At 73.0% G+C, this 23,392-nt stretch carries 24 protein-coding genes; 19 read left to right on the forward strand and 5 right to left on the reverse strand.

Annotated elements, in window-relative coordinates; all coding sequences use genetic code 11:
* Positions 1-6 precede the first annotated feature (6 nt).
* On the reverse strand, positions 7-639 hold the full coding sequence (locus tag ACEZDE_RS09485) for a TIGR03085 family metal-binding protein (protein ID WP_380534472.1): 633 nt from the start codon (positions 637-639) through the stop codon (positions 7-9).
* A 27-nt stretch (positions 640-666) separates the two neighbouring features.
* Positions 667-1,242, reverse strand: coding sequence for a hypothetical protein (locus tag ACEZDE_RS09490; RefSeq protein WP_380534474.1), 576 nt, complete (start codon positions 1,240-1,242; stop codon positions 667-669).
* A 143-nt stretch (positions 1,243-1,385) separates the two neighbouring features.
* On the opposite strand from ACEZDE_RS09490, the gene hisI reads away from it, so the two are divergent.
* The 12 genes from hisI to ACEZDE_RS09550 all read left to right on the forward strand — a co-directional run bounded on the left by hisI (position 1,386) and on the right by ACEZDE_RS09550 (position 10,659).
* Positions 1,386-1,793, forward strand: coding sequence for a phosphoribosyl-AMP cyclohydrolase (gene hisI / locus ACEZDE_RS09495; protein WP_380534476.1), 408 nt, complete (start codon positions 1,386-1,388; stop codon positions 1,791-1,793).
* Positions 1,794-1,804: 11 nt separating this feature from the next.
* On the forward strand, positions 1,805-3,382 hold the full coding sequence (locus ACEZDE_RS09500) for an anthranilate synthase component I (RefSeq protein WP_380534478.1): 1,578 nt from the start codon (positions 1,805-1,807) through the stop codon (positions 3,380-3,382).
* Positions 3,379-4,056 carry a TIGR02234 family membrane protein gene (locus ACEZDE_RS09505; protein WP_380534480.1) on the forward strand — a complete coding sequence of 226 codons (678 nt, stop codon included), beginning with the start codon at positions 3,379-3,381 and terminating at the stop codon, positions 4,054-4,056. The genes ACEZDE_RS09500 and ACEZDE_RS09505 overlap by 4 nt, the downstream gene beginning before the upstream one ends.
* A gap of 87 nt (positions 4,057-4,143) precedes the next feature.
* Positions 4,144-4,398, forward strand: a complete 255-nt coding sequence (locus ACEZDE_RS09510; protein ID WP_380534482.1) for an HGxxPAAW family protein — start codon at positions 4,144-4,146, stop codon at positions 4,396-4,398.
* Positions 4,399-4,432: 34 nt separating this feature from the next.
* On the forward strand, positions 4,433-4,864 hold the full coding sequence (locus ACEZDE_RS09515; RefSeq protein ID WP_380534484.1) for a DUF2752 domain-containing protein: 432 nt from the start codon (positions 4,433-4,435) through the stop codon (positions 4,862-4,864).
* 161 nt (positions 4,865-5,025) lie between these two features.
* Entirely contained in the window at positions 5,026-5,835 is an 810-nt protein-coding gene (gene trpC, locus ACEZDE_RS09520; RefSeq protein WP_380534486.1) for an indole-3-glycerol phosphate synthase TrpC, read from the forward strand.
* Between the two features lie 17 nt (positions 5,836-5,852).
* The gene (trpM, locus tag ACEZDE_RS09525; RefSeq protein WP_380534488.1) at positions 5,853-5,999 is read left to right on the forward strand and encodes a tryptophan biosynthesis modulator TrpM; all 147 of its coding nucleotides are present in this window, start codon (positions 5,853-5,855) and stop codon (positions 5,997-5,999) included.
* Positions 6,000-6,051: 52 nt separating this feature from the next.
* Complete coding sequence (gene trpB / locus ACEZDE_RS09530; RefSeq protein ID WP_380534490.1) at positions 6,052-7,290, forward strand: tryptophan synthase subunit beta; 1,239 nt, start codon at positions 6,052-6,054, stop codon at positions 7,288-7,290.
* A complete protein-coding gene (gene trpA, locus ACEZDE_RS09535) occupies positions 7,287-8,090 on the forward strand; it encodes a tryptophan synthase subunit alpha (RefSeq protein WP_380534492.1) in 804 nt (267 codons plus the stop codon). The genes trpB and trpA overlap by 4 nt, the downstream gene beginning before the upstream one ends.
* A 184-nt stretch (positions 8,091-8,274) precedes the next feature.
* Entirely contained in the window at positions 8,275-9,183 is a 909-nt protein-coding gene (locus ACEZDE_RS09540; protein WP_380534497.1) for a DsbA family protein, read from the forward strand.
* Positions 9,184-9,235: 52 nt separating this feature from the next.
* Complete coding sequence (locus ACEZDE_RS09545) at positions 9,236-9,757, forward strand: MauE/DoxX family redox-associated membrane protein (RefSeq protein WP_380534499.1); 522 nt, start codon at positions 9,236-9,238, stop codon at positions 9,755-9,757.
* Between the two features lie 53 nt (positions 9,758-9,810).
* Positions 9,811-10,659 (forward strand): DsbA family protein, encoded by an 849-nt coding sequence (locus tag ACEZDE_RS09550; RefSeq protein WP_380534501.1) that lies wholly within the window; start codon positions 9,811-9,813, stop codon positions 10,657-10,659.
* Positions 10,660-10,692: 33 nt separating this feature from the next.
* On the opposite strand, the gene ACEZDE_RS09555 is transcribed toward ACEZDE_RS09550, so the two are convergent.
* Together ACEZDE_RS09555 and ACEZDE_RS09560 are read right to left on the reverse strand one after the other, a co-directional pair.
* Positions 10,693-11,337 carry a response regulator gene (locus ACEZDE_RS09555; protein ID WP_380534503.1) on the reverse strand — a complete coding sequence of 215 codons (645 nt, stop codon included), beginning with the start codon at positions 11,335-11,337 and terminating at the stop codon, positions 10,693-10,695.
* A complete protein-coding gene (locus tag ACEZDE_RS09560; protein WP_380534505.1) occupies positions 11,334-12,530 on the reverse strand; it encodes a sensor histidine kinase in 1,197 nt (398 codons plus the stop codon). The genes ACEZDE_RS09555 and ACEZDE_RS09560 overlap by 4 nt, the downstream gene beginning before the upstream one ends.
* 154 nt (positions 12,531-12,684) lie before the next feature.
* Here ACEZDE_RS09560 and ACEZDE_RS09565 point away from each other — a divergent pair, with 154 nt between their 5' ends.
* The 7 genes from ACEZDE_RS09565 (at position 12,685) to ACEZDE_RS09595 (ending at position 22,941) form a co-directional block, all read left to right on the forward strand.
* Positions 12,685-13,746: an FtsX-like permease family protein gene (locus ACEZDE_RS09565; RefSeq protein ID WP_380534507.1), complete on the forward strand. Its 1,062-nt coding sequence runs from the start codon at positions 12,685-12,687 to the stop codon at positions 13,744-13,746.
* Positions 13,743-14,435, forward strand: a complete 693-nt coding sequence (locus ACEZDE_RS09570) for an ABC transporter ATP-binding protein (RefSeq protein ID WP_380534509.1) — start codon at positions 13,743-13,745, stop codon at positions 14,433-14,435. The genes ACEZDE_RS09565 and ACEZDE_RS09570 overlap by 4 nt, the downstream gene beginning before the upstream one ends.
* A gap of 38 nt (positions 14,436-14,473) precedes the next feature.
* Positions 14,474-15,037 (forward strand): Uma2 family endonuclease, encoded by a 564-nt coding sequence (locus ACEZDE_RS09575; protein WP_380534511.1) that lies wholly within the window; start codon positions 14,474-14,476, stop codon positions 15,035-15,037.
* A gap of 6 nt (positions 15,038-15,043) precedes the next feature.
* Positions 15,044-15,730, forward strand: a complete 687-nt coding sequence (locus tag ACEZDE_RS09580) for a nucleotidyltransferase domain-containing protein (protein WP_380534514.1) — start codon at positions 15,044-15,046, stop codon at positions 15,728-15,730.
* A 142-nt stretch (positions 15,731-15,872) separates the two neighbouring features.
* On the forward strand, positions 15,873-16,580 hold the full coding sequence (locus tag ACEZDE_RS09585) for a VIT1/CCC1 transporter family protein (RefSeq protein ID WP_380534575.1): 708 nt from the start codon (positions 15,873-15,875) through the stop codon (positions 16,578-16,580).
* 285 nt (positions 16,581-16,865) lie between these two features.
* Positions 16,866-21,485 (forward strand): glutamate synthase large subunit, encoded by a 4,620-nt coding sequence (gltB, locus tag ACEZDE_RS09590; RefSeq protein WP_380534516.1) that lies wholly within the window; start codon positions 16,866-16,868, stop codon positions 21,483-21,485.
* A complete protein-coding gene (locus ACEZDE_RS09595) occupies positions 21,478-22,941 on the forward strand; it encodes a glutamate synthase subunit beta (RefSeq protein ID WP_380534518.1) in 1,464 nt (487 codons plus the stop codon). Before gltB ends, ACEZDE_RS09595 begins: the two co-directional genes overlap by 8 nt.
* Positions 22,942-23,122: 181 nt before the next feature.
* Here ACEZDE_RS09595 and ACEZDE_RS09600 read toward each other — a convergent pair whose 3' ends face one another.
* Positions 23,123-23,317, reverse strand: a complete 195-nt coding sequence (locus tag ACEZDE_RS09600; protein ID WP_380534520.1) for a hypothetical protein — start codon at positions 23,315-23,317, stop codon at positions 23,123-23,125.
* Between the last annotated feature and the right edge of the window lie 75 nt (positions 23,318-23,392).

Genomic DNA, 23,392 nt, shown 5'->3' on the forward strand with positions numbered 1-23,392 from the left:
GGCTCCTTACATGCCCAGCTCTGCTGTCTGCACCTTGCCGATGGCGTCCTCGTCGCCCTCCAGCGAGACGTCGGCGCGGGACTGGCGGCCCATCGCGAACAGCAGCAGCTCGGCGGGCTCGCCGGTGACGGTCACCACCGGCGCGCCCTTGCGCGCCACCGCGGTCTGCCCGTCCGGGCGGCGCAGCACCAGGCCGGACGGCGACCGGCGACCGCTCAGCGGGGCCATCCGGGCCAGTCGCTTCCACAGCACCTCGGCGAACTCGGCGTCCAGCACCCGCGGCGCCCAGCCGTCCTGCGCCCGGCGCACGTCCTCGCCGTGGACGTAGAACTCCACGGTGTTGCTGACCTCGTCCGCGCCGGGGATGCCGAACAGCGAGAGCTTCGGCGGCCCGGTCCTGATCAGTTCGAGCAGCTGCTCGTACGGCTTGGCCGCGAACTCGCCCTGCACCTTGGCGAGGCGCGCCGCCAGCGGCTTGATCATGATGCCGCCCGCGGCGTCGGGCCGTCGCTCCCGCACCACCACGTGCGCGGCGAGGTCCCGGGTGGTCCAGCCCTTGCACAGGGTAGGCGCGTCGGGACCCACGCTCTCCAGCAGATCGGCCAGCAGCAGGCGTTCACGTCGGGCATGGTTCGACATAGGGGCAAGCGTACGACTGATGCCCCGTCATTGCGTCAGCGGCGCGTGCAGTTTGGCCGCGCCCGCGGCTATCTCCAGCATGCAGGTCGCGGTATGCCGACCTGCTCTGTAGTCGGCCAGATCCGGGAAGTACGCGCCCTCGTTGAGGCTGCTCGACCGGCTGCCCTGCTTGTGCCAGGCCGTGTCGTTGAGCGTCTTGCAGAGCTTTTTGGCCTGCTGCACGATGGCCGGTTCGGCGGTCAGCCCGTCCGGGAGCTGCATCCGGCCGGTGATCTCGGCGTCGTGGGGGGTGGCGCAGTCGTGCTTCACCAGCTTCTTGAGGCTGGTGCTGACGCTCGGGTCGCTGACGCAGTCACCGGTGTGCAGGGCGATGTAGGCGAAGGTCTGCGGGTCTGCGCTCGGCGTCGGGCTCGGTGGGGGTGGGGCGGGGGCTGAGGTGGTGGTCGGGGCCGCGGCGGGCGGTTTGTGCTTGCCGCCCCCCGACAGCGCCACGACCAGTACCACCACGACGACCAGCACCCCCAGCACCCCTGCGGCGACCACCGCGGTGCGACGCTGCGGACCCCTGCGCGGGGAGGTTGCGGGTGGCTCCTCGGCACTCATGCGCACCAGGATGCCCGCAACACAGGCCCGTTCACCATGGGGCGTCCCAGCAGCGCCCCCGAAGCCGCCCCAGCAGCCGCCCCAGAGCCGCCCCGGCAGCCACCCCCTGGCGCGTCCCCGCGGGCAACGCGGCCTGCGGCAGAATGGGACCCATGTCTGACACCGCCGCAGCCCCCGCCCCGCCGGGCAGCACCGCGCTCGACCCCGCCGTCGCCGCCCGGCTCAAGCGCGACCCGCAGGGCCTGGTCCCCGCCGTCGCGCAGCAGTACGACACCGGCGAGGTGCTGATGCTGGGGTGGATGGACGACGAGGCGCTGCACCGCACCCTCACCACCGGCCGCTGCACCTACTGGTCCCGCAGCCGCCGCGAGTACTGGGTCAAGGGCGACACCTCCGGCCACCTCCAGCTGGTGAAGTCGGTGGCCCTGGACTGTGACGGCGACACCCTGCTGGTGAAGGTGGACCAGGTCGGCGCGGCCTGCCACACCGGCGACCGGACCTGCTTCGACGCCGGTGGCATCCCCGTCCTCCCGGCCCCCGCCGACCAGTAGGCTCAGCGACCATGACCACCGGCACCGTCACCCCCGACCTCGATACCTTCCGCAAGCTGGCCGTCGACCGCCGGGTGGTCCCGGTCGTCCGACGGCTGCTCGCGGACGGGGACACCCCCGTCGGCCTGTACCGCAAGCTGGCCGGCGAGCGGCCGAACACCTTCCTGCTGGAGTCCGCCGAGCAGGGCCGCTCCTGGTCCCGCTACTCCTTCGTCGGGGTCCGCTGCAGCGCCGCGCTGACGGTGGACCAGGACGGCGGCGCGCGCTGGCTCGGCGAGCCGCCCGTCGGCGTCCCGGTCGAGGGCGACCCGCTGCAGGTGCTCCGGGCCACCATCGAGGCCCTGCACACCCCGCGCGACCTGCACCGGAGCGGCGAACTCCCGCCGTTCACCGGCGGCATGGTCGGCTACCTCGGCTACGACGTGGTCCGCAGGCTGGAGAAGCTGCCGGTGCTCGCCCCGGACGACCTCCGGCTGCCCGAGCTGACCATGCTGCTGGCCACCGACCTGGCCGTGCTCGACCACGCCAGCGGCAGCGTCGTCCTGATCGCCAACGCGGTCAACCACGACGACCGCGACACCGGTGTGGACGCCGCCTACGCGGACGCGGTGGCCCGGCTGGACGCGATGACCGCCGACCTGGCCCGCCCGGTCGCGGCCGGGGCCGCCGCGCTGGTGCCGGTGGCCTCGGTGGACGCGGTGTCGCCGTTCGGCGGGGCGCCGTACCGGGCCGCGGTCGAGGAGGTCAAGGAGCGGATCCGGGCCGGCGAGGCGTTCCAGGTGGTGCCCTCGCAGCGGTTCGAGGTGCCCTGCGCGGCCAGCGCGCTGGACGTCTACCGGGTGCTGCGGACCACCAACCCGAGCCCCTACATGTACCTGTTCCGGTTCGACGGTTTCGACGTGGTCGGGTCCAGCCCGGAGGCCCTGGTCAAGGTCGAGGACGGCCGGGCCATGGTGCACCCGATCGCCGGCACCCGGCACCGCGGCGCCACCCCGGAGGAGGACGCCGACCTGGCCGCCGAGCTGCTGGCCGACCCCAAGGAGCGGGCCGAGCACCTGATGCTGGTCGACCTGGGCCGCAACGACCTGGGCCGGGTCTGCGCGCCCGGCAGCGTCGAGGTGGTCGAGTTCATGACGGTGGAGCGGTACAGCCACGTCATGCACATCGTCTCCACGGTCACCGGGCAGGTCGCCGCGGGCCGCACCGCCTTCGACGTGCTGACCGCCTGCTTCCCGGCCGGGACGCTGTCCGGCGCGCCGAAGCCGCGGGCGATGCAGATCATCGAGGAGTTGGAGCCCACCCGGCGCGGCCTGTACGGCGGCTGCGTCGGCTACCTGGACTTCGCCGGGGACTCCGACACCGCGATCGCCATCCGCACCGCGCTGATCCGGGACGGACGGGCATACGTCCAGGCCGGCGCGGGCGTGGTGGCGGACTCGGTGCCCGAGAGCGAGGACGCCGAGTGCCGCAACAAGGCCGCCGCGGTGCTGCGGGCGGTCGCCAGTGCGGGCGGCCTGCGCGAGATCCGGCCCGCGGCCGACCCCCTGGGTCGGGCCGACCCGGAGGCGCAGGGCACACTGGAACGGTGACCGCTCTGCCGCAGCCCCGCACCACCGCCGACGCCACCGCACCCGCCACCGAGCCCGCCACGCCCGCCGCCCCGCGGCGTGGCGGGATGCGCAGCCTGGCGGCGATGCTGCTGTGCAGCGTCGCCGGTGCGACCGTGGTGCTGGTGGCCGCCGGGCAGACCTGGGCGCACGGCAGTGCCGCGTTCCAGAGCTCGTTGCTGAAGGTCTCCGCCACCGGCTCCGAGACCAGCGGGCTGCCCGGCGCGCTGGCCCTGGTCGGGCTGGCCTCCGCGGTCGCGGTGTTCGCGGTGCGCGGCCCGGCCCGCAAGCTGCTGGGCCTGCTGCTGGCGCTGGCCGGAGCCGGGACCGTCGCGTCCGCGCTGGCCTCCGCCACCGCTACCGGGGCGCTGGACGAGCGTGCGGCGCGGGCGATAGGCCTGACCCGGGCCACCGCGACCGGCGTCGGCCACACCGGCTGGCCCTGGGCCGCCGCCCTCGGCGGTGTGCTGCTGCTGCTGGCCGGCCTGCTGGTGGTCGCCAGGGGCCGGGACTGGCCCGGCATGTCCTCCCGCTACGACGCCCCCGGCGCGGCCGGAACCCCCGCCCCGGCCCGCCGCAGGGCCGCCGCGCCCGGCCCGGAGACCCCGGCCGACCTGTGGAAGGCGATGGACCGGGGCGAGGACCCGACACGCTGAACCGTCAGGGTGCCACCCCGTACGGCGACACGGACCGCCGTACGGAACAATGTCTGTCGAGAGCCCACGTTCAACCTAGGAGCAGCAATGTCGGGTAGCGCCCACGGACACACCACCGCAGCCTGGACCGGGGTGACGATCTGCTTCATCGGCTTCATGGTCGCTGGTGTGGCCATGGTCATTCCCGTGCCCTGGCTGGTCGTCGCCGGTCTGGTCGTCGCGGTGGTCGGCCCGCTGATCGGCAAGGCGCTGGCCGCCGCCGGTTTCGGGAAGAAGCCGGACTCCGGCCACCTCGCCCCCGCCGCGCCGAAGGCCTCGGTCGGCTCGGGCGTCTCCTCCTGACGACTCCTGACGACGCGACAGGCCCGGTGCCGGTATGTCGGTGACGGCGGGTCAGCCCGCCTCCTCGCGCAGGCTCGTCGCGCCGGCGGTCGCCCTGGCGACCGCCGCCGCGGCGACCGCGTATGTGGGCGCGGTGTCGCCGGACCGCCCCGGCCACTACCCGGTCTGCCCGTTCCTGCGGGTCACCGGCTGGTGGTGCCCGGCCTGCGGCGGCCTGCGCTGCGTGCACGCGCTGACCCGGGGCGATCTGGCGGCGGCGCTGCACGACAATGCGCTGCTGGTGGTCGCCGGGACGGCGGCGGCGGTGCTGTGGGCGCGCTGGACCTACCGCTCCTGGCGCGGCCTGCCCACCGAGCCGCCGACCCTGAGCCGCGGCTGGACCTGGGCGGTGCTGGGCGCCCTGCTGGTCTTCGCGGTGCTGCGGAACACCCCGTACGGCGGCTGGCTGGCCCCGCCGGTGGTCTGACCAGCGCGGTCGTGGCGCGGTCAGGTCCAGTGGGCGAGATCGCGGCGGTGTGGATGCGAGCGTCGGACGCTGTGGCGGATACCATCGCATCAGGCTGTACGCAGCCGAACAGCTGTGCTGAAACTCCGCAGTCCCGAACACACCAGAAGGGGGCATCCAGCGTGAGCGTGCTCGATGACATCATCGCCGGGGTCCGTGAGGACCTCGAGGAGCGCATGAGCCGGGTGTCCCTGGACCAGCTCAAGGAGCTCGCGACCCGCGCGCCGGACGCCAAGGACGGCGTGGCCGCCCTGCGCGGCGACAGCGTCCGGGTGATCTGCGAGGTCAAGCGGTCCAGCCCGTCCAAGGGCGCGCTGGCCGCCATCGCCGACCCGGCGGCGCTGGCCGCCGACTACGCGGCGGGCGGCGCGGCGGCGATCTCGGTGCTGACCGAGCAGCGCCGCTTCGGCGGCTCGCTGGCCGACCTCAAGGCCGTCCGCGCCGCCGTGGACACGCCGGTGCTGCGCAAGGACTTCATCGTCACCGCCTACCAGCTGTGGGAGGCCCGCGCCCACGGCGCCGACCTGGCGCTGCTGATCGTCGCCGCGCTGGAGCAGCCCGCGCTGGAGTCGCTGATCGAGCGGGCCCAGTCGATCGGGCTGACCCCGCTGGTCGAGGTGCACGACGAGGAGGAGGTGGCCCGCGCGGTCGACGCGGGGGCCCGGATCATCGGCGTCAACGCCCGCAACCTCAAGGACCTCAAGGTCGACCGGGACACCTTCGCCAATGTCGCGCCGTCGATCCCGGACCACGTGGTCCGGGTCGCCGAGTCCGGTGTCCGCGGCCCGCACGACCTGATCGCCTACGCCAACGAGGGCGCGGACGCGGTGCTGGTCGGCGAGTCCCTGGTGACCGGGCGCGACCCGAGGACCGCGGTCGCCGACCTGGTCGCCGCGGGCGCGCATCCGGCGATTCGCCACGGCCGGGGCTGAGCACTACCCTCATGGCCATGTCCGCACGTCTCCAGCCCGGCTGCAAGCCCCGCGGCTGCCGCGCGCCCGCGCGCCGGGTGCTGGGACGGCGCGTGCGCTACGTGATCGGTGCGGAGCCGGGCCAGGTGCCGGGCGCCCGATGGCAGGGACCCGACGGCCAGTAGGTCGTTCTGTCTTTGTCACCCATCGGCTCACACACCTGAGGGACCATCACCCATGTCGTCCAACGACATCACCCCAGACGTCAGCACCCCTGACGCGCGCGGCTACTTCGGCGCGTACGGCGGGCGCTTCATCCCGGAGGCGCTGGTCGCCGCCGTCGAGCAGGTCGCCGACGAGTACGAGAAGGCGAAGGCCGACCCGGCCTTCGCCGCCGAGCTCTCCGGCCTGCTGAAGGACTACACCGGCCGTCCCAGCCCGCTCACCGACGTGCACCGCTTCTCGGCCGAGGCCGGCGGCGCGCGGGTGCTGCTCAAGCGCGAGGACCTGAACCACACCGGCTCACACAAGATCAACAATGTGCTGGGCCAGGCCCTGCTGACCCGCCGGATGGGCAAGACCCGGCTGATCGCCGAGACCGGCGCGGGCCAGCACGGCGTGGCCACCGCCACCGCCGCCGCGCTGTTCGGCCTGGAATGCACCATCTACATGGGCGAGGTCGACACCCAGCGGCAGGCCCTGAACGTGGCCCGGATGCGGATGCTCGGCGCCGAGGTGGTGCCGGTGAAGTCCGGTAGCCGCACCCTCAAGGACGCCATCAACGAGGCGTTCCGGGACTGGGTCGCCAACGTCGACTCCACCCACTACCTGTTCGGCACGGTCGCCGGACCGCACCCGTTCCCGATGATGGTCCGCGACTTCCACCGGGTGATCGGCATCGAGGCCAGGGCCCAGGTGCTGGACCGCACCGGAAAGCTCCCGGACGCGGTCGTCGCCTGCGTCGGCGGCGGCTCCAACGCGATGGGGATCTTCTACGACTTCATCCCGGACGCCGGTGTCCGGCTGGTCGGCATCGAGGCGGCCGGCGAGGGCGTGGACACCCCCCGCCACGCGGCCACCCTCACCAAGGGCGACCCGGGCGTGCTGCACGGCTCGCGCACCTACGTGCTGCAGGACGAGGACGGCCAGACCATCGAGAGCCACAGCATCTCGGCCGGTCTGGACTACCCCGGCGTCGGCCCGGAGCACTCCTACCTCAAGGACGTCGGCCGGGCCGAGTACCGCCCGTGCACCGACGCCGCCGCCATGGAGGCGCTGCGGCTGCTCTCCCGCACCGAGGGCATCATCCCGGCGATCGAGAGCGCGCACGCGCTGGCCGGGGCGTTGGAGCTGGGCCGAGAGCTGGGCCCGGACGCGACCGTCCTGGTCAGCCTCTCCGGCCGCGGGGACAAGGACATGCACACCGCCGCCGAGTACTTCGGCCTGCTCAACGACTTCGCGGGGGGTTCCCAGTGACGCTGCTCGACACCACCCTCGCCGCGGCGAAGGCCGAGAACCGGGCCGCGCTGATCGGCTACCTCCCGGCCGGCTTCCCGACCATCGCCGGCGCGACCGACGCGGTGCAGGCGCTGATCGACGGCGGCTGCGACGTGGTCGAGATCGGCCTGCCGCACAGCGACCCGGTGCTGGACGGACCGGTGATCCAGACCGCCGACGACATCGCGCTGCGCAACGGCATCCGGATCACCGACGTGCTGGAGACGGTCCGTCAGGTCACCGCCGCCAACCCGGCTGTGCCGGTGCTGGTGATGACCTACTGGAACCCGGTGGACCGGTACGGGGCCGCGCGCTTCGCCGCGGACCTGGCCGCGGCCGGGGGCGCGGGCTGCATCCTGCCCGACCTGCCGGTCGAGGAGTCCACGGCCTGGACCGAGGCGGCGGCTGAACTGGGCCTGGCCACGGTCTTCGTGGTGGCCCCGTCCAGCCGGGACGAGCGGCTGGCGACGATCACCGCGCACGGCACCGGCTTCGTCTACGCCGCCGCGGTGATGGGCGTGACCGGCAGCCGGGCCCAGGTCGGCGAGCTGGCCGAGGACCTGGTCAAGCGCACCCGGGCGACCACCGAGCTGCCGGTCTGCGTCGGCCTCGGCGTCTCCACGGCGGCCCAGGCCGCCGAGGTGTCGGCGTTCGCCGACGGGGTGATCGTCGGCTCGGCCTTCGTCCAGCGCATCCTGGACGCGGCCTCGGCCGAGGCCGGGTACACCGCGGTCCGCGAGCTGGCCGCGGAACTCGCCCAGGGCGTCCGCAAGCGCTGACGCCCGCGGGCCGCCGGTTGCGGCCCGCATTCCCGCAGGTCCCGCCGCGCGGTCACTCGTTCAGGTGAGTGGCCGCGTGGCGCGTGCCCCCCGGGCTGTTCTCCTCGTTGATGATCCGGCAGGTGGTGCCTTTCGGCGCCGCCCGTGCGCGCATTCGCACGACCGCGATCCGAGGAGGTCCGCCGTGGCTGCTTCACCCCGTGTCCGGATGGCCAAGGCCGCTGTCGCCGCCGTCGCCCTGGCCGTCGCCGTCGGCGGCGAGGCCACCGTGGCGAAGGCCCTGTCCGAGGGCGGGCAGCGCGGCTCGTCCGCCGTCCCGGCCGCCGACCGGCGCCCCGTCCCGGTCGCCGCCGACCGCGACCTGCTCCGGGCGCCGCTGGTCACCCCGCACGGCAAGCAGCACGCCAAACCGGGCGCCAAGCCCGCCGCCACGAAGCCGCAGGCCAGACCGCAGGCCAAGCCGCACGCTCAGGCCGCGGTCGCCGACGTGGCCCAGCGGGCGGTGCTACTCGGCCTCCCGGCCCGGCTCTCGCCGGACGGGGCCGGGATCGACGTCGGCTATGCCGACGCCCCGACCGTGCTCACCCTGTTCGAGGACTTCCGCTGCTCGACCACCGCCGCGTTCGAGTCGGCCCAGGGCGCCGAACTGGCGAAGCTCGCCGCCGCCCACACCGTGCTGCTGCGCTATGTGCTGGAGTCCTCGCTGGACCAGCGCCTGCCCGGCCCCGGCGCGCTGATGGCCACCAACGCCGCCCGCTCCGCGCTGGCCCACGGCGGCTTCCCGGAGTACCACGCGCTGCTGTTCGCCAACCAGTCCGACGAGTCGGTGGACGGCTTCACCGAGGCCAGGCTGCTGCAGTTGGCCTCCGCGGTGCCGAAGCTGCGCGGAGCCGCGTTCGACGCCGAGGTGCACGACCTCTGGTACCGGAGCTGGGTGAACCAGGCCCAGCAGGCCTACACCGACGCGAAGGTGCACCACGGCACCCCCTCGATGCTGCTGGACGGCCAGGAGGTCGACCTCGGGGCGCACCCCGAACTGCTGACCGACCCGGCCGCGCTGGCGGCCCTCGTCAAGGGAGCGCCGCATCAGTAGCAGACGGCAGACAGGCAGCACGCCGTACGGATCGCAGGGAGGCGATGACGAGATGGTCGCGGATCAACTGGCCCGCACGGGCCGCCGGGTGACACCGGGGGGCACCGGCCGCGGGCAGGCCGCCGCGGACTGGATCGGCACGGCCGCCAGGGTCGGCCTGGCCGTGGTCTGGGGCTGGGCCGGCTACGCCAAGATCGGCGACCCGGAGGCGGCGGCGCAGGCGGTCCGGGCCTACCGGCTGCTACCGGAGGCCCTGGTCAAGCCGTTCGGCTACGGCCTGCCGTTCCTGGAGATGGCGCTGGCCCTGCTGCTGCTGGTGGGCCTCGGCACCAGGATCGCGGCGATGGTCTCCGGGCTGCTGCTGGTGGTCTACATCGGCTCCATCGCCTCGGTCTGGGCCCGCGGCATCTCCATCGACTGCGGCTGCTTCGGCGGCGGCGGCGCGGTGAGCGCGTCCAAGACCGCCTACCTCCAGGAGATCCTCCGCGACCTGGGGTTCCTGCTGGTGGCCGCCTGGCTGATCCGGCGGCCCCGCTCCCGGCTCTCCCTGGACGGGCTGCTCGCCGCCCCCTGACCGCCTTTCCCGAGCAGTTGACCCTGTCCCCTCGCAGTTGGTGATGAAGCAACATGAGTCAGAAGAACACCGAGGCCAAGCGCAGCGCGCGCGACCGGATGCAGGAGGAGCGTGCCGCCCAGGAGGCCAAGGCCAGGCGGCTGCGCCAGTTCGGCATCATCGGGACCGTGCTCGCGGTCCTGGTCGTCGCGGTCGTGGTCGGCGTCCTGGTGATGAACCACAAGACCAGCTCCTACACGGCGGCCACCGACGCGCCGAAGGGGACGGCGGGGGCCAACAGCCTGGTCATCCCGGTCGGCGCGGACGCCGCGCCGTCCACCCTGACGGTGTACGAGGACCCGCGCTGCCCGGCCTGCGGTGAGTTCGAGAAGGAGTTCCACGGCACGGTCAACCAGCTGCTGAGCCAGGGCAAGCTCAAGATCCAGTACCACGTGGTGTCCTTCATCGACCGGCACGACCAGGGCAGCGGCTCCAAGAACGCGGCCAACGCGCTGGCCTGCGCGCAGAACGTGGGGGCCTTCCACAACTTCCACGACGTGGTCTACGCGAACCAGCCGGACGAGACCGACGACGCCTGGGCCGACAAGAACGTGCTGATCACCCTGGGCAAGCAGGTCCCGGCGCTGAACAACCCGGCCTTCGCGTCCTGCGTCAACGGCAACACCTTCGGCTCCTGGGTGACCGCGGTGCAGACCGCCTTCGACAAGTCGGGCTTCAGCTCCACGCCGACCATCCTGCTCAACGGCACCTCGGCCTACCCGACCTACAACGGTGAGCAGATCAGCGCGGCCAACCTGGTGAAGTGGGTGGACGCGGCGAACAAGGGCAAGACCCCGGCCGTGCTCACCCCGGCCTCCGCCGCGGCGCTGGCCTCGCCGACGGCGGGCAACAGCAAGCCGTAGCCGGGCGGCCCCGACCGGGGCCGGGGGTGGAGGTCAGGACCGCCGGATCAGACCGCGCCGCAGGCCGGCCGCGATCGCGGCGGTCCTGCTGTCCACCCCGAGCTTGTCGTAGAGGTGCACCAGATGGGTCTTCACGGTGGCCTCGCTGATGAACAGGCGCTTGGAGATCTGACGGTTCGCCAGCCCCTCGGCCAGCAGCCCGAGGATCTCCTCCTCCCGCGGCGAGAGCCGCGGCCCGTCGGCCCGTACCCGTCCCAGCAGTCGGGCCGCGACCGGTGGGGCGAGCACCGTCTCGCCGCGGGCGGCGGCCAGGACCGCGGCGGCCAGGTCCTCCGGCGGGGCGTCCTTGAGCAGGTAGCCGGTGGCCCCGGCCTCGACCGCGGCCAGGATGTCGGCGTCGGTGCTGTAGGTGGTGAGGATCAGCACCGAGGGGGCGTCGGGACGGGCGCTGATCCGGCCGGTGGCCTCGACCCCGTGCATGCCCTCGCCCATCTGAAGGTCCATCAGCACCACGTCCACCGGGGGTCCGCCGGCCGCGTCCAGCTGGTCCAGCAGCCGTAGCGCGGCGGCGCCGTCGGCGGCCTCGCCGACCGGCTGCACCCCGGGCAGCTCCTCCAGCAGCGCCCGCAGCCCGCGCCGCACCACCGGGTGGTCGTCCACCAGCAGCACCCGGATCACCGCGCACCGCCGTCCACCGCGGCCAGCGGCAGGGAGACGGCGACGGCGGTGCCCTCGCCCGGGGCGGACTCGATCGAGAGCACCCCGCCGAGGTCGGCGATCCGCTCCCGCATCCCGTGCAGCCCGAACCGCGGGCCCCGCCGCGCCGACACCGCCTCCTGGTCGAAGCCGCGGCCGTCGTCGTAGACGTCCAGGGTGACCTGGTCGTCCAAGTAGCAGAGGGTGACCGCGGCGCGCTCGGCCCCGGCGTGCCGCCGGACGTTGGCCAGCGCCTCCTGGGTCAGCCGGAGCAGCGCCACCTCCGCCTCCACCGGCAGCGGGTACGCCGTCCCGTCCAGCTGGAACGCCACCTCGGGGACCGGCCCGTACCCGGCGGCGACCCGGCGCAGCGCCTCGGGCAGGGTCGCGTCCCGCAGCGACGGAGGGGTGAGCGCGGCGACGAAGCGCCGGGCCTCGGCCAGGTTCTCCGCGGCGGTCGCGCCGATCTCGCGGATCCGGTCCGCCGCGGCGCCGGACCCCGGCGGCAGCGCGCGCTCCGCGCTCCGGGAGAGCAGGACGATGCTGGAAAGGCCCTGGGCCAGGGTGTCGTGGATCTCCCGGGCCAGCCGCTGCCGTTCGGCCAGCCGCCCGGCCTCGCGCTGGGTGGCGGCCAGCTCGTCGCGGGTCCGGACCAGGTCGTCGATCAGCTGCTGCCGCCGGCTGCTCTCCTGGTAGAGCACCGCGTAGCCGTACGCGGTGAGCACCGCGACCAGCGCCCCTATGCACGGGCCGAGCACCTTCGCGGTGGTCAGCCCACCGGGCGTGGTCGCCTGCGCGGCCACCACCACCCCGGTCATCGCGGCGACCGCGGGCAGCGCCCAGGCCCGCGGCAGCAGGTGCAGGCAGATCAGGAACAGCGGGAAGACGACGTAGCCGACCGCCGGGTCCAGCGCGGTCAGCGCCGCCCAGACCAGGACCACCCCGCCCAGCCACCAGCGCGCCGCGACCCGGCCGGACCGCACCCGGGGCAGCCCGCCCGCGGCGTAGGCCAGCCCGAGCAGCGCCCCCAGCAGCACGGCGAGCGGGCCGCCGCCGTTGAGCAGCCCGGCGACCAGCAGCGCGTAGAACATGGCGTGCAGCAGCGCGCCCATCACCCGCAGCGCGGGCAGGTGGACGGAGCCGGGGGCCGGGGTCGGGGCGTCGGTGCTGGTCACAACCGTCGAGCCTACGGGGGAGCGGCGGCTGCGCGGGCGCTGCGCGGCATCAACCTTTCGATGGATTCGGGACCAGTCCTCTCCCTGATGGATCGGGGCGGCGGTTCCCGGAGGGTGGAGGAGTCAGCCACCCCGCCCGTCCCCGGAGGACCCCTTGTTCGTCGCCCTGCGTGACATCCGCTTCGCCCGGGGGCGGTTCGCCCTGATGGGTGTGGTGGTCATGCTGATCAGCACCCTGGTGGTGCTGCTCTACGGCCTCACCGGCGGCCTCGCGGCCGGCGCCTCCTCGGCGGTCTCCGGGCTCCCGGCCCGGGACGTGGTCTTCGGCGCGCCCCCGGGCGCACCGGCCGAGGTGTCCTTCAGCAACAGCGGCATCGACGCCGCCCAGCTGGCCGCCTGGCGGTCCGCGCCGGGGGTGGGCGCGGTGGCGCCGCTGGGCGTCGCGATGTCCCGGCTCGGCGCCGCGGGGACGGTCACCTCGGTCAGCGTCCTGGGCGTCCCGGCCGCGCTGCTGCCGCCGCTGCGGTCCGGCACGGCGCCGGGCGAGGGCCAGGTCGCGGTGGGCGCGGCGACCGGGGCCGCGCTCGGCAGCACGGTCACCGTCGGCACCAGGACCCTCACCGTCTCCGGGATCACCGCCGACCGCTCCTACGGCCATGCCCCCAGCGTCTGGACCACCGAGCCCACCTGGCAGCGGATCAGCGGCGCGACCGGCCCCGGCGCGCTGGCCGTCGACCCGGGCAGCGCCGACACCCGCCGGCTGGACCGGATCGCCAACACCCGCACCGTCAGCCGCTCCGACGCGCTCGGCGGGATCGACGGCTTCTCCGCCGAACAGGGCAGCCTGCGGATGATCCAGGGATTTCTGTTCGCGGTGAGCGCGCTGGTCGTCGGCGCCTTCTTCACCGTCTGGACGGTGCAGCGCCGCACCGACATCGCCGTGCTCAAGGCGGTCGGGGCGGCCAGCGGCTACCTGGTCCGGGACGCCCTCGGCCAGGCGCTGGTGCTGCTGCTCGGCGGCGCGCTCACCGGGGCCGCGCTCGGCCTGAGCGGCGGGGCGCTGCTCAGCGGCAACGGCCTGCCGTTCGCCGCGGGCTTCGGCACCGTGGCCGTGCCGGTGCTGGCGATGGTGCTGCTCGGCCTCGCCGGGGCGGCCCTCGCCGTCCACCGGATCACCTCCGTCGACCCGCTGACCGCCCTGGGAGCCAACCGATGACCAGCACCGCCGTCGCCACTGACGGTCTCACCCTTCGAGACGTCGTTCTCACCTATCCGGACGGCGACCGCAGACTCACCGCGCTGGACGCGGTCAGCCTGCGGGCCGTCCCCGGCGAGCTGACCGCGATCGTCGGCCCGTCGGGGTCGGGGAAGTCCAGCCTGCTGGCGGTCGCCGCGACGCTGCTGCGGCCGGACTCCGGGCAGCTGGTCGTCGCGGGCCAGGACACCGCCGGGCTCTCCGCCAAGCAGGCCACCGCGCTGCGCAGGGAGCAGATCGGCATCGTGTTCCAGCAGGCCAACCTGCTGTCGTCGCTGACCGCGCTGGAGCAGCTGCTGGCGGTGGCCCACCTGCGCGGGATCCGCCCGGGGCGGGCCCGCGCCCGCGCCGAGCAGCTGCTCGCCTCGGTCGGCCTCGGCGACGGCAAGCAGCACCGCCGCCCGCACCAGCTCTCCGGCGGCGAGCGCCAGCGGGTCAACATCGCCCGCGCGCTGTTCGCCGAACCCGCGGTACTGCTGGTCGACGAACCCACCTCGGCCCTGGACCACGAACGCGGCGCCCAGATCATCGACCTCCTCGCCGGAATCACCCGCGAACGCCGCACCGCCACCCTCCTGGTCACCCACGACCACGACCTGCTCTCCCGAGCCGACCACCTCCTCCAACTGACGGACGGCCGCCTGCACTGACAGCCCGGCCGACCGGAAGCCCTTGGTAACGTTCGGGTATGGCGACCGATCCCCCCGCTCCGAGCGGCAGCGTCAGCAACCGCCTGATCCAGGCGTGGCACGACCTGGAGATCCCGGCGGGACTGTACGTGGAACTGCTGGACGGCGAGCTCGTCATGCAGGCGAACCCCGGGTCGATCCACGATCTGCCCGGTCGTGCCTTCGTCCGGCAGACACCGGAGCCGTTCGCGGCCTGGTCGGAGCGGGGGATCTACCTGGCGGACGACTACCAGCCGCGGGCCGACGCGGTTGTGGTCCGGGCCGAGGACACCCCGCTGACGATGGGCGACTGGCCCGCGGACATCCTGCTCGCGGTGGTCGAGACGGTGTCCACGACCCGTGCCGCCATCAAGCGCGACTGGGAGGACAAGCGGCTGCGCTACGCCGACGCCCGGGTCCCGGTCTACGTGATCATCGACCCCAACGACGGCAGCTGGCACGTGCTGGAACTGGACGGCAGCCGCTACGTCGAGACCTCGGCCGGGATCTTCGGCCAGTCCCTGACCATGCCCGAGCCCATGGGCTTCCCGATCGACACCCGTGGCTGGCACCCCTACGCCTGATATTCGGTGGCCCCGTGCCGCCGGTTCGGCGAGGCTCTGGGGATGGAGATCCTGTTGGGCGGTGTCGTCGGTTCGACCGCGTACGGGCTGGCGCATGCCGGGTCCGACGTCGACCGGATGGGCATGTTCGCGGTGCCGACCGAGCAGCTGTTCGGGCTGCACCGGCCGAAGGAGTCGCTGGTCACCACCAGTCCTGATCGCACCCTGCACGAGGCCGGGAAGGCCCTGCGGCTGATGCTGTCGAGCAACCCCACCGCGAGCGAGCTGCTCTGGCTGGAGTCGTACGAGACGGCCGCCCCGCTGGGACAGGAGCTGATCGGGCTGCGCCGCTCGCTGCACTCGGCGCGCGCGGTCCGCAACGCCTACCTCGGCTACGCCGACCAGCAGTTCCGCAAGCTGCAGGGCCACCGCCCGGAGCAGCGGGCGAAGGGCGCCAAGCACGCCCGGCACCTGGTCCGGCTGCTGCGCCAGGCCGAGCAGCTGCACACCACCGGCGAGCTGACGCTGCGTCTGCCGGACCCGGACGCGGTGCGCCGGCTCGGCGAGGCCATCGCCGAGCAGCCGGAGCGGGCCCGCCCGCTGCTGGCCCGCGCCGAGGCGGCGCTGGACCGTCCCGGGGTGCTGCCGGAGGCGCCGGACACCGCCGCCGCGGACGCCTGGCTGCGTCGGGTCCGGCGGGCCTTCTACCGCTGAAGGCAAGCCTTACCTTGCAGGTCAGAAGGGGTGGTAAGGCAGCACTGCCTTGCTGGAACAAAAAGTTGACGCAGGCTATTTTCCTGGTGTGACCACGACGACCGTACCTGCCGACAACCCCTCCGTCCCCTCCGCCGAGTCCATAGCCGCCACCGCCGAGGCCTACGCGCACACCCACCGCGACGTGAACGGCGGCTGGCTGCGTCCGGCGGTGTTCGGGGCGATGGACGGCCTGGTGTCGAACTTCGCGCTGATGGCCGGGGTCGTCGGCGGGAACGTCGGCCACCAGGCGATCGTGCTGACCGGCCTGGCCGGGCTCGCGGCCGGCGCGTTCTCGATGGCGGCGGGGGAGTACACCTCGGTGGCCTCGCAGCGCGAGCTGGTCCAGGCCGAGCTGGAGATCGAGCGGATCGAGCTGCGCCGCAACCCGACCGAGGAGCTGGCCGAGCTGGCCCAGCTGTATGTGGAGCGCGGGGTGGAGCCGCGGCTGGCGTTCGAGGTGGCCCAGCAGCTGACCGCCGACCCGGACCGCGCGCTGGAGGTGCACGCCCGCGAGGAGCTGGGCATCGACGTGGAGGACCTGCCCTCGCCGCTGCTGGCGGCCGGGTCCTCGTTCCTGGCCTTCGCCCTGGGCGCGCTGCTGCCGCTGCTGCCGTACCTGCTGGGTGCGGCCAGCCTGCTGCCGTCGCTGGGTCTGGCGCTGGTCGGCCTGTTCGGCTGCGGCGCGGTGGTGAGCCGGGTGACCGCCAGGACCTGGTGGTTCAGTGGCCTGCGGCAGCTGGCGCTGGGCAGCGCGGCGGCGGCGATCACTTTCGCGCTGGGCAGCCTGATCGGCGCCCAGGTCGGCTGAGCCGCCCGGCCCGGTTCGATGATCGCGTGGTGTTACTCACACAGTGCGACCGGGTAAACCCACTGTTTCGTAGGGCATCCGTTCGGGCACACTTGCGAGGACGTCCGAGTGGTCACCAGACAAGGGCCCTGACCTGCTGGGTTGTCCACATGGTGGACTAGAGAATCCACTTGGTGGAATCTTGGGCATCATGTAACCTGCACGAAATCGCAGAGGGCCAGCGTCGTCCCGGATGCGCATGTGAATTGTGACCATGCCGAACACGACGACACGACGGGAGAGCCGATGCTGTCTGCGTCCCCGCACTCCGCCCCTGGCGCCAACCGGGCCCCTCAGCCCTACTGGGCTCTGGCGGACGCGCGCCCCGCTCAGCAGGGCCTGTACGACCCCAGCAACGAGCACGACGCATGCGGCGTCGGCTTTGTGGCGACGCTCACCGGCAAGGCCGAGCACCGCATCGTCGAGCAGGCCCTGACGGTCCTCCGCAACCTGGAGCACCGCGGCGCCACCGGAGCGGAGCCCGACTCCGGCGACGGCGCCGGCATCCTGACGCAGATCCCGGACGCCTTCTTCCGCGGCAGGGTCGGCTTCGAGCTGCCCGCCGCCGGCTCCTACGCGGTCGGCATCGCCTTCCTCCCCGACGACGACGCCGCCGACGCGGCCGCTGTGGCCGGTATCGAGGCCGTCGCCGCCGAGGAGGGCCTGACCGTCCTCGGCTGGCGCGACGTCCCGGTCACCCCCGACCTGCTGGGCGACACCGCCCGCTCGGTGATGCCCCGGTTCCGCCAGCTGTTCGTCAGCGACGCCGCGGGCGAGCGGACCGGTCTGGAGCTGGACCGGATCGCCTTCGTGCTGCGCAAGCGCGCCGAACGCGAGCACGGCCTCTACTTCCCCTCGCTGTCCGCCCGCACCCTGGTCTACAAGGGCATGCTCACCACCGGGCAGCTGGAGCCGTTCTTCCCCGACCTCTCCGACCGCAGCTTCGCCTCCGCGATCGGCCTGGTGCACTCCCGCTTCTCCACCAACACCTTCCCGAGCTGGCCGCTGGCCCACCCGTACCGGTTCATCGCGCACAACGGCGAGATCAACACGGTCAAGGGCAACCGCAACTGGATGACCGCGCGCGAGTCCCAGCTGGCCACCGAGCTGATCCCGGCCAACAGCAAGGGACAGGGCCTGGACCGGATCTTCCCGATCTGCACCCCGGACCACTCGGACACCGCGTCCTTCGACGAGGTGCTGGAGCTGCTGCACCTCGGCGGACGCTCGCTGCCGCACTCGGTGCTGATGATGATCCCGGAGGCGTGGGAGAACCACGCCACCATGGAGCCGGCCCGCCGCGCCTTCTACCAGTTCCACGCGAACCTGATCGAGCCGTGGGACGGCCCGGCCTGCGTCACCTTCTCCGACGGCACCCAGATCGGCGCGGTGCTGGACCGCAACGGCCTGCGCCCGGCCCGGTACTGGATCACCGAGGACGGCCTGGTCGTACTGGCCTCCGAGGTCGGCGTGCTGGACATCCCGCAGGACCAGGTGGTCCGCAAGGGCCGGCTGCAGCCCGGCAAGATGTTCCTGATCGACACCGCCCAGGGCCGGATCATCGAGGACGAGGAGATCAAGTCCTCCCTCGCCGCCGAGAACCCGTACCAGGAGTGGCTGCACGCCGGCTCGATCACCCTGGACGCGCTGCCCGAGCGCGAGCACATCGCGCACACCCACGCCTCGGTCACCCGGCGCCAGCAGACCTTCGGCTACACCGAGGAGGAGCTGCGGATCATCCTCGCGCCGATGGCCACCAGCGGCGGCGAGCCGCTCGGCTCGATGGGCACCGACTCGCCCATCGCCGCGCTCTCGGAGAAGCCCCGGCTGCTGTTCGACTACTTCACCCAGCTGTTCGCGCAGGTCACCAACCCGCCGCTGGACGCCATCCGGGAGGAGCTGGTCACCTCGCTGTCCAGCAACCTCGGCCCGGAGGGCAACCTGCTGCACGCCGAGGCGGCCTCCTGCCGCACGGTCACCGTGCCGTTCCCGGTGATAGACAACGACGAGCTGGCCAAGCTCGTGCACATCAACGCGGACGGCGACCTGCCCGGCCTCAAGGCGGTCACCCTCTCCGGCCTCTACAAGGTCGGCGGCGGCGGCGCGGCCCTGGCCGCCCGGCTGACCGAGATCGCCGCCGAGGCCGACGCCGCGATCGCCGACGGCGCCCGGATCATCGTGCTCTCCGACCGGCACTCCGACGCCGAGCACGCGCCGATCCCGTCGCTGCTGCTCACCGCGGCCGTGCACCACCACCTGATCCGCACCAAGCAGCGCACCCACGTCGGCCTGATCGTCGAGGCCGGGGACGTCCGTGAGGTGCACCACGTGGCGCTGCTGATCGGCTACGGCGCCGGCGCGGTCAACCCGTACCTGGCCATGGAGTCGGTCGAGGACATGGCGGGGGAGGGCAACTTCATCCAGGGCGTCGAGCCCGAGAAGGCCATCCGCAACCTGATCTACGCGCTCGGCAAGGGCGTCCTCAAGGTGATGTCCAAGATGGGCATCTCCACCGTCGCCTCCTACCGCGGCGCGCAGGTCTTCGAGGCGATCGGCCTCTCCCAGGAGCTGGTGGACACCTACTTCGCCGGCACCACCACCAAGCTCGGCGGTATCACCCTGGACCAGGTCGCCCAGGAGACCGCCGCCCGGCACGCCCAGGCCTACCCGGTCTCCGGCATCTCCCCGGCGCACCGCCGGCTGGAGATCGGCGGCGAGTACCAGTGGCGCCGCGAGGGCGAGCCGCACCTGTTCGACCCGGAGACGGTGTTCCGGCTGCAGCACTCCACCCGCACCAAGCGCTACGACATCTTCAAGCAGTACACCGCGCGGGTGAACGAGCAGTCCGAGCGGCTGATGACGCTGCGCGGCCTGTTCGGCTTCCACACCGAGGGCCGCGAGCCGGTCTCCATCGACGAGGTCGAGTCGGTCGCCGACATCGTCAAGCGCTTCTCCACCGGCGCGATGTCCTACGGCTCCATCTCGATGGAGGCGCACGAGACCCTCGCCATCGCGATGAACAGCATCGGCGGCAAGTCCAACACCGGCGAGGGCGGCGAGGACCCGGAACGGCTGCACGACCCGGCCCGCCGCTCCTCGATCAAGCAGGTCGCCTCCGGCCGCTTCGGCGTCACCAGCGAGTACCTGGTCAACTCCGACGACATCCAGATCAAGATGGCGCAGGGCGCCAAGCCCGGCGAGGGCGGCCAGCTGCCAGGACACAAGGTCTACCCGTGGGTGGCCAGGACCCGGCACAGCACCCCCGGCGTGGGCCTGATCTCCCCGCCGCCGCACCACGACATCTACTCCATCGAGGACCTGGCCCAGCTGATCCACGACCTCAAGAACGCCAACCCGGCGGCCCGCATCCATGTGAAGCTGGTCTCCGAGGTCGGCGTCGGCACGGTCGCGGCGGGCGTCTCCAAGGCGCACGCGGACGTGGTCCTGGTCTCCGGCCACGACGGCGGCACCGGCGCCTCGCCGCTCACCTCGCTGAAGCACGCGGGCGGCCCCTGGGAGCTGGGCCTCGCCGAGACCCAGCAGACGCTGCTGCTCAACGGCCTGCGCGACCGCATCGTCGTCCAGACCGACGGCCAGCTCAAGACCGGCCGGGACGTCGTCATCGCCGCCCTGCTCGGCGCCGAGGAGTTCGGCTTCGCCACCGCGCCGCTGGTCGTCTCCGGCTGCGTCATGATGCGGGTCTGCCACCTGGACACCTGTCCGGTCGGCGTGGCCACCCAGAACCCGGTGCTGCGCGAGCGCTTCAGCGGCAAGCCCGAGTTCGTGGTGAACTTCTTCGAGTTCATCGCCGAGGAGGTCCGCGAGATCCTGGCCGAGCTGGGCTTCCGCAGCATCGAGGAGGCCGTCGGCCACGCCGAGCTGATCGACTCCGCCAAGGCGGTCCAGCACTGGAAGGCCGACGGGCTCGACATCGCCCCGCTGCTGCACGTCCCGGCGCTGCCCGAGGGCGCGTCGCTGCACCAGACCGTCGCCCAGGACCACGGCCTGGACAAGGCCCTCGACAACCAGCTGATCGAGCTGGCCGAGCAGGCCCTGCTGCACGGCGAGGCGGTCCGGGCCCAGGTCCCGATCCGCAACGTCAACCGCACCGTCGGCACCATGCTGGGCCACGAGGTGACCAAGCGCTACAAGGGCGAGGGCCTGCCCGAGGGCACCATCGACATCACCTTCACCGGCTCGGCCGGGCAGTCCTTCGGCGCCTTCGTCCCGCGCGGCATCACGCTGCGGTTGGAGGGCGACGCCAACGACTACGTCGGCAAGGGCCTGTCTGGCGGCGTGGTGGTCGTCCGCCCGTCCCGGGACGCCGCCGCCATCGGTGCCGACGCCCAGCAGCACGTGATCGCCGGCAACACCATCGGCTACGGCGCCACCAACGGCCGGATCCACCTGCGCGGCAAGGCCGGCGAGCGGTTCGCGGTCCGCAACTCCGGGGCCACCCTGGTGGTCGAGGGCGTGGGCGACCACGGCCTGGAGTACATGACCGGCGGACGGGTCGTCATCCTCGGCGAGACCGGGCGCAACCTGGCGGCCGGCATGTCCGGCGGCATCGCCTACGTGCTGGACATGCGCCCCAACAACGTCAACACCGGCATGGTGGGCATCGAGGCCCCCGACGCCAACGACCGCGAGTGGCTGCGGGAGACCGTCCAGCAGCACTACGAGGAGACCGGCTCCACCGTGGCCGCCGAGCTGCTCGCCGACTGGGGCGGCGGGGTCTCCCGCTTCTCCAAGATCATGCCCCGTGACTACAAGGCCGTGCTCGCCGCCAAGGACGCCGCCGAGCGAGACGGGCTCTCCGAGTCCGAGACCACCGCGAAGATGATGGAGGCTGCCAACCGTGGCTGACCCCAAGGGCTTCCTCACCACGCCCAAGCAACTCGCCGAGCGACGCCCCGTCGACGTCCGCATCAGGGACTGGAACGAGGTCTACGTCGAACGCAGCCTCCTGCCCATCATCACCAAGCAGGCCGGCCGCTGCATGGACTGCGGCATCCCGTTCTGCCACAACGGCTGCCCGCTCGGGAACCTCATCCCCGAGTGGAACGACCTGGCCTACCGGGACGACTGGAGCGGCGCCATCGAGCGGCTGCACGCGACCAACAACTTCCCGGAGTTCACCGGGCGGCTGTGCCCCGCGCCGTGCGAGTCCGCCTGCGTCCTGGGCATCAACCAGGACCCGGTGACCATCAAGAACGTCGAGGTCACCATCATCGACAAGGCCTGGGACAACGGCGGCGTCGCCCCGCAGCCGCCCGAGCGCCTGTCCGGCAAGACCGTCGCCGTGGTCGGCTCGGGCCCGGCCGGTCTGGCCGCCGCCCAGCAGCTCACCCGGGCCGGCCACACCGTGGTGGTGTACGAGCGCGCCGACCGCATCGGCGGCCTGCTGCGCTACGGCATCCCCGAGTTCAAGATGGAGAAGCGCCACATCAACCGGCGGGTCGAGCAGATGCGCGCCGAGGGCACCCGGTTCCGCACCGGGGTCGAGGTCGGCGTCGACATCACCGGCCGCCAGCTGCGCGAGCGCTTCGACGCGGTCGTGGTCGCGGCCGGCGCCACCACCGCCCGCGACCTGCCCGTCCCCGGGCGCGAGCTCAAGGGCATCCACCAGGCGATGGAGTACCTGCCGCTGTCCAACAAGGTGCAGGAGGGCGACTACGTCGACTCCCCGATCAGCGCCCAGGGCAAGCACGTCATCGTCATCGGCGGTGGCGACACCGGCGCGGACTGCCTCGGCACCGCGCTGCGCCAGGGCGCGGCCTCGGTCACCCAGCTGGAGATCATGCCCCGCCCCAGCGACGACCGCCCGGCCAACCAGCCCTGGCCGTCGATGCCGATGGTCTACAAGGTCACCTCGGCGCACGAGGAGGGCGGCGACCGCGTCTACGCCGTCAACACCACGCACTTCACCGGCGACGAGGACGGTAACGTCCAGGAACTGCACCTGGTCGAGGTCGAGTTCAAGGCCGGCCGGTTCGAGCCGGTGCCCGGCACCGAGCGCTCCATCCCGGCCCAGCTGGTCACCCTGGCCATGGGCTTCACCGGCACCGACGTGCAGAACGGCCTGGTCGAGCAGCTCGGCGCGGACCTGGACGCCCGCGGAAACGTCGGCCGGGACGCCAAGTTCGCGACCAACGTCGACGGCGTCTTCGTCGCCGGTGACGCCGGTCGCGGCCAGTCGCTGATCGTCTGGGCGATCGCCGAGGGCCGCTCCGCGGCCAAGGCGGTCGACAGCTACCTCTCCGGCCGCGCCTCCACGCTGCCGGCCCCGATCCGCCCGACGGACCGCCCCCTGACCGTGTGACCCCCGTGTCACACTGACAGAACAGGGGCGGCCCGCACGGGCTGCACCACCGCGTCCCCGCCAGCGCCGCCGGATCGCACGCGGAGAACCACCAAGGCACCTGCCTCTCGTCCCCGACCAAGGCTGAGAGGCAGGTGCCGCCGCTTTTCCCGCCGCGCGGAGCAGACGTGCGGCGCAGACCCTAGGCCCGCAGCGGGTCGCCGGTGGCGGCGTCGATGACGGCGCGAGTGCCCAGCGGTGCGGCCAGGTGCACCTTCACCGTGCTGTCCTCCATCACCGTGATGGCCGACGGGTGCGCCGTCGCCCCGGCGGCGGAGGCGCAGCCGGCCAGGGCGAGGACCGGTACGGCGATGAGAGCGGAAAGACCTGTACGCATCCGAAGCCCCTTGCGGTGAGCCGACTGTGACGCTTCGACGGCTCATCGACCGGTTCGGTTCCGCGCAGGCGGGGC

Source organism: Streptacidiphilus cavernicola (assembly GCF_042510955.1).
Taxonomy (GTDB): domain Bacteria; phylum Actinomycetota; class Actinomycetes; order Streptomycetales; family Streptomycetaceae; genus Streptacidiphilus; species Streptacidiphilus cavernicola.

What these genes read in the sequence shown, in the direction of transcription:
- ACEZDE_RS09485 (WP_380534472.1), bottom strand. Translation starts at nt 639, where the DNA reads ATGTCGAACCATGCCCGACGTGAACGCCTGCTGCTGGCCGATCTGCTG.
- ACEZDE_RS09550 (WP_380534501.1), top strand. Translation starts at nt 9,811, where the DNA reads ATGAGTCAGAAGAACACCGAGGCCAAGCGCAGCGCGCGCGACCGGATG.
- ACEZDE_RS09575 (WP_380534511.1), top strand. Translation starts at nt 14,474, where the DNA reads ATGGCGACCGATCCCCCCGCTCCGAGCGGCAGCGTCAGCAACCGCCTG.
- ACEZDE_RS09490 (WP_380534474.1), bottom strand. Translation starts at nt 1,242, where the DNA reads ATGAGTGCCGAGGAGCCACCCGCAACCTCCCCGCGCAGGGGTCCGCAG.
- trpB (WP_380534490.1), top strand. Translation starts at nt 6,052, where the DNA reads ATGTCGTCCAACGACATCACCCCAGACGTCAGCACCCCTGACGCGCGC.
- ACEZDE_RS09600 (WP_380534520.1), bottom strand. Translation starts at nt 23,317, where the DNA reads ATGCGTACAGGTCTTTCCGCTCTCATCGCCGTACCGGTCCTCGCCCTG.
- ACEZDE_RS09500 (WP_380534478.1), top strand. Translation starts at nt 1,805, where the DNA reads ATGACCACCGGCACCGTCACCCCCGACCTCGATACCTTCCGCAAGCTG.
- gltB (WP_380534516.1), top strand. Translation starts at nt 16,866, where the DNA reads ATGCTGTCTGCGTCCCCGCACTCCGCCCCTGGCGCCAACCGGGCCCCT.
- ACEZDE_RS09515 (WP_380534484.1), top strand. Translation starts at nt 4,433, where the DNA reads ATGTCGGTGACGGCGGGTCAGCCCGCCTCCTCGCGCAGGCTCGTCGCG.
- hisI (WP_380534476.1), top strand. Translation starts at nt 1,386, where the DNA reads ATGGGACCCATGTCTGACACCGCCGCAGCCCCCGCCCCGCCGGGCAGC.
- ACEZDE_RS09545 (WP_380534499.1), top strand. Translation starts at nt 9,236, where the DNA reads ATGGTCGCGGATCAACTGGCCCGCACGGGCCGCCGGGTGACACCGGGG.
- trpM (WP_380534488.1), top strand. Translation starts at nt 5,853, where the DNA reads ATGTCCGCACGTCTCCAGCCCGGCTGCAAGCCCCGCGGCTGCCGCGCG.
- ACEZDE_RS09570 (WP_380534509.1), top strand. Translation starts at nt 13,743, where the DNA reads ATGACCAGCACCGCCGTCGCCACTGACGGTCTCACCCTTCGAGACGTC.
- ACEZDE_RS09510 (WP_380534482.1), top strand. Translation starts at nt 4,144, where the DNA reads ATGTCGGGTAGCGCCCACGGACACACCACCGCAGCCTGGACCGGGGTG.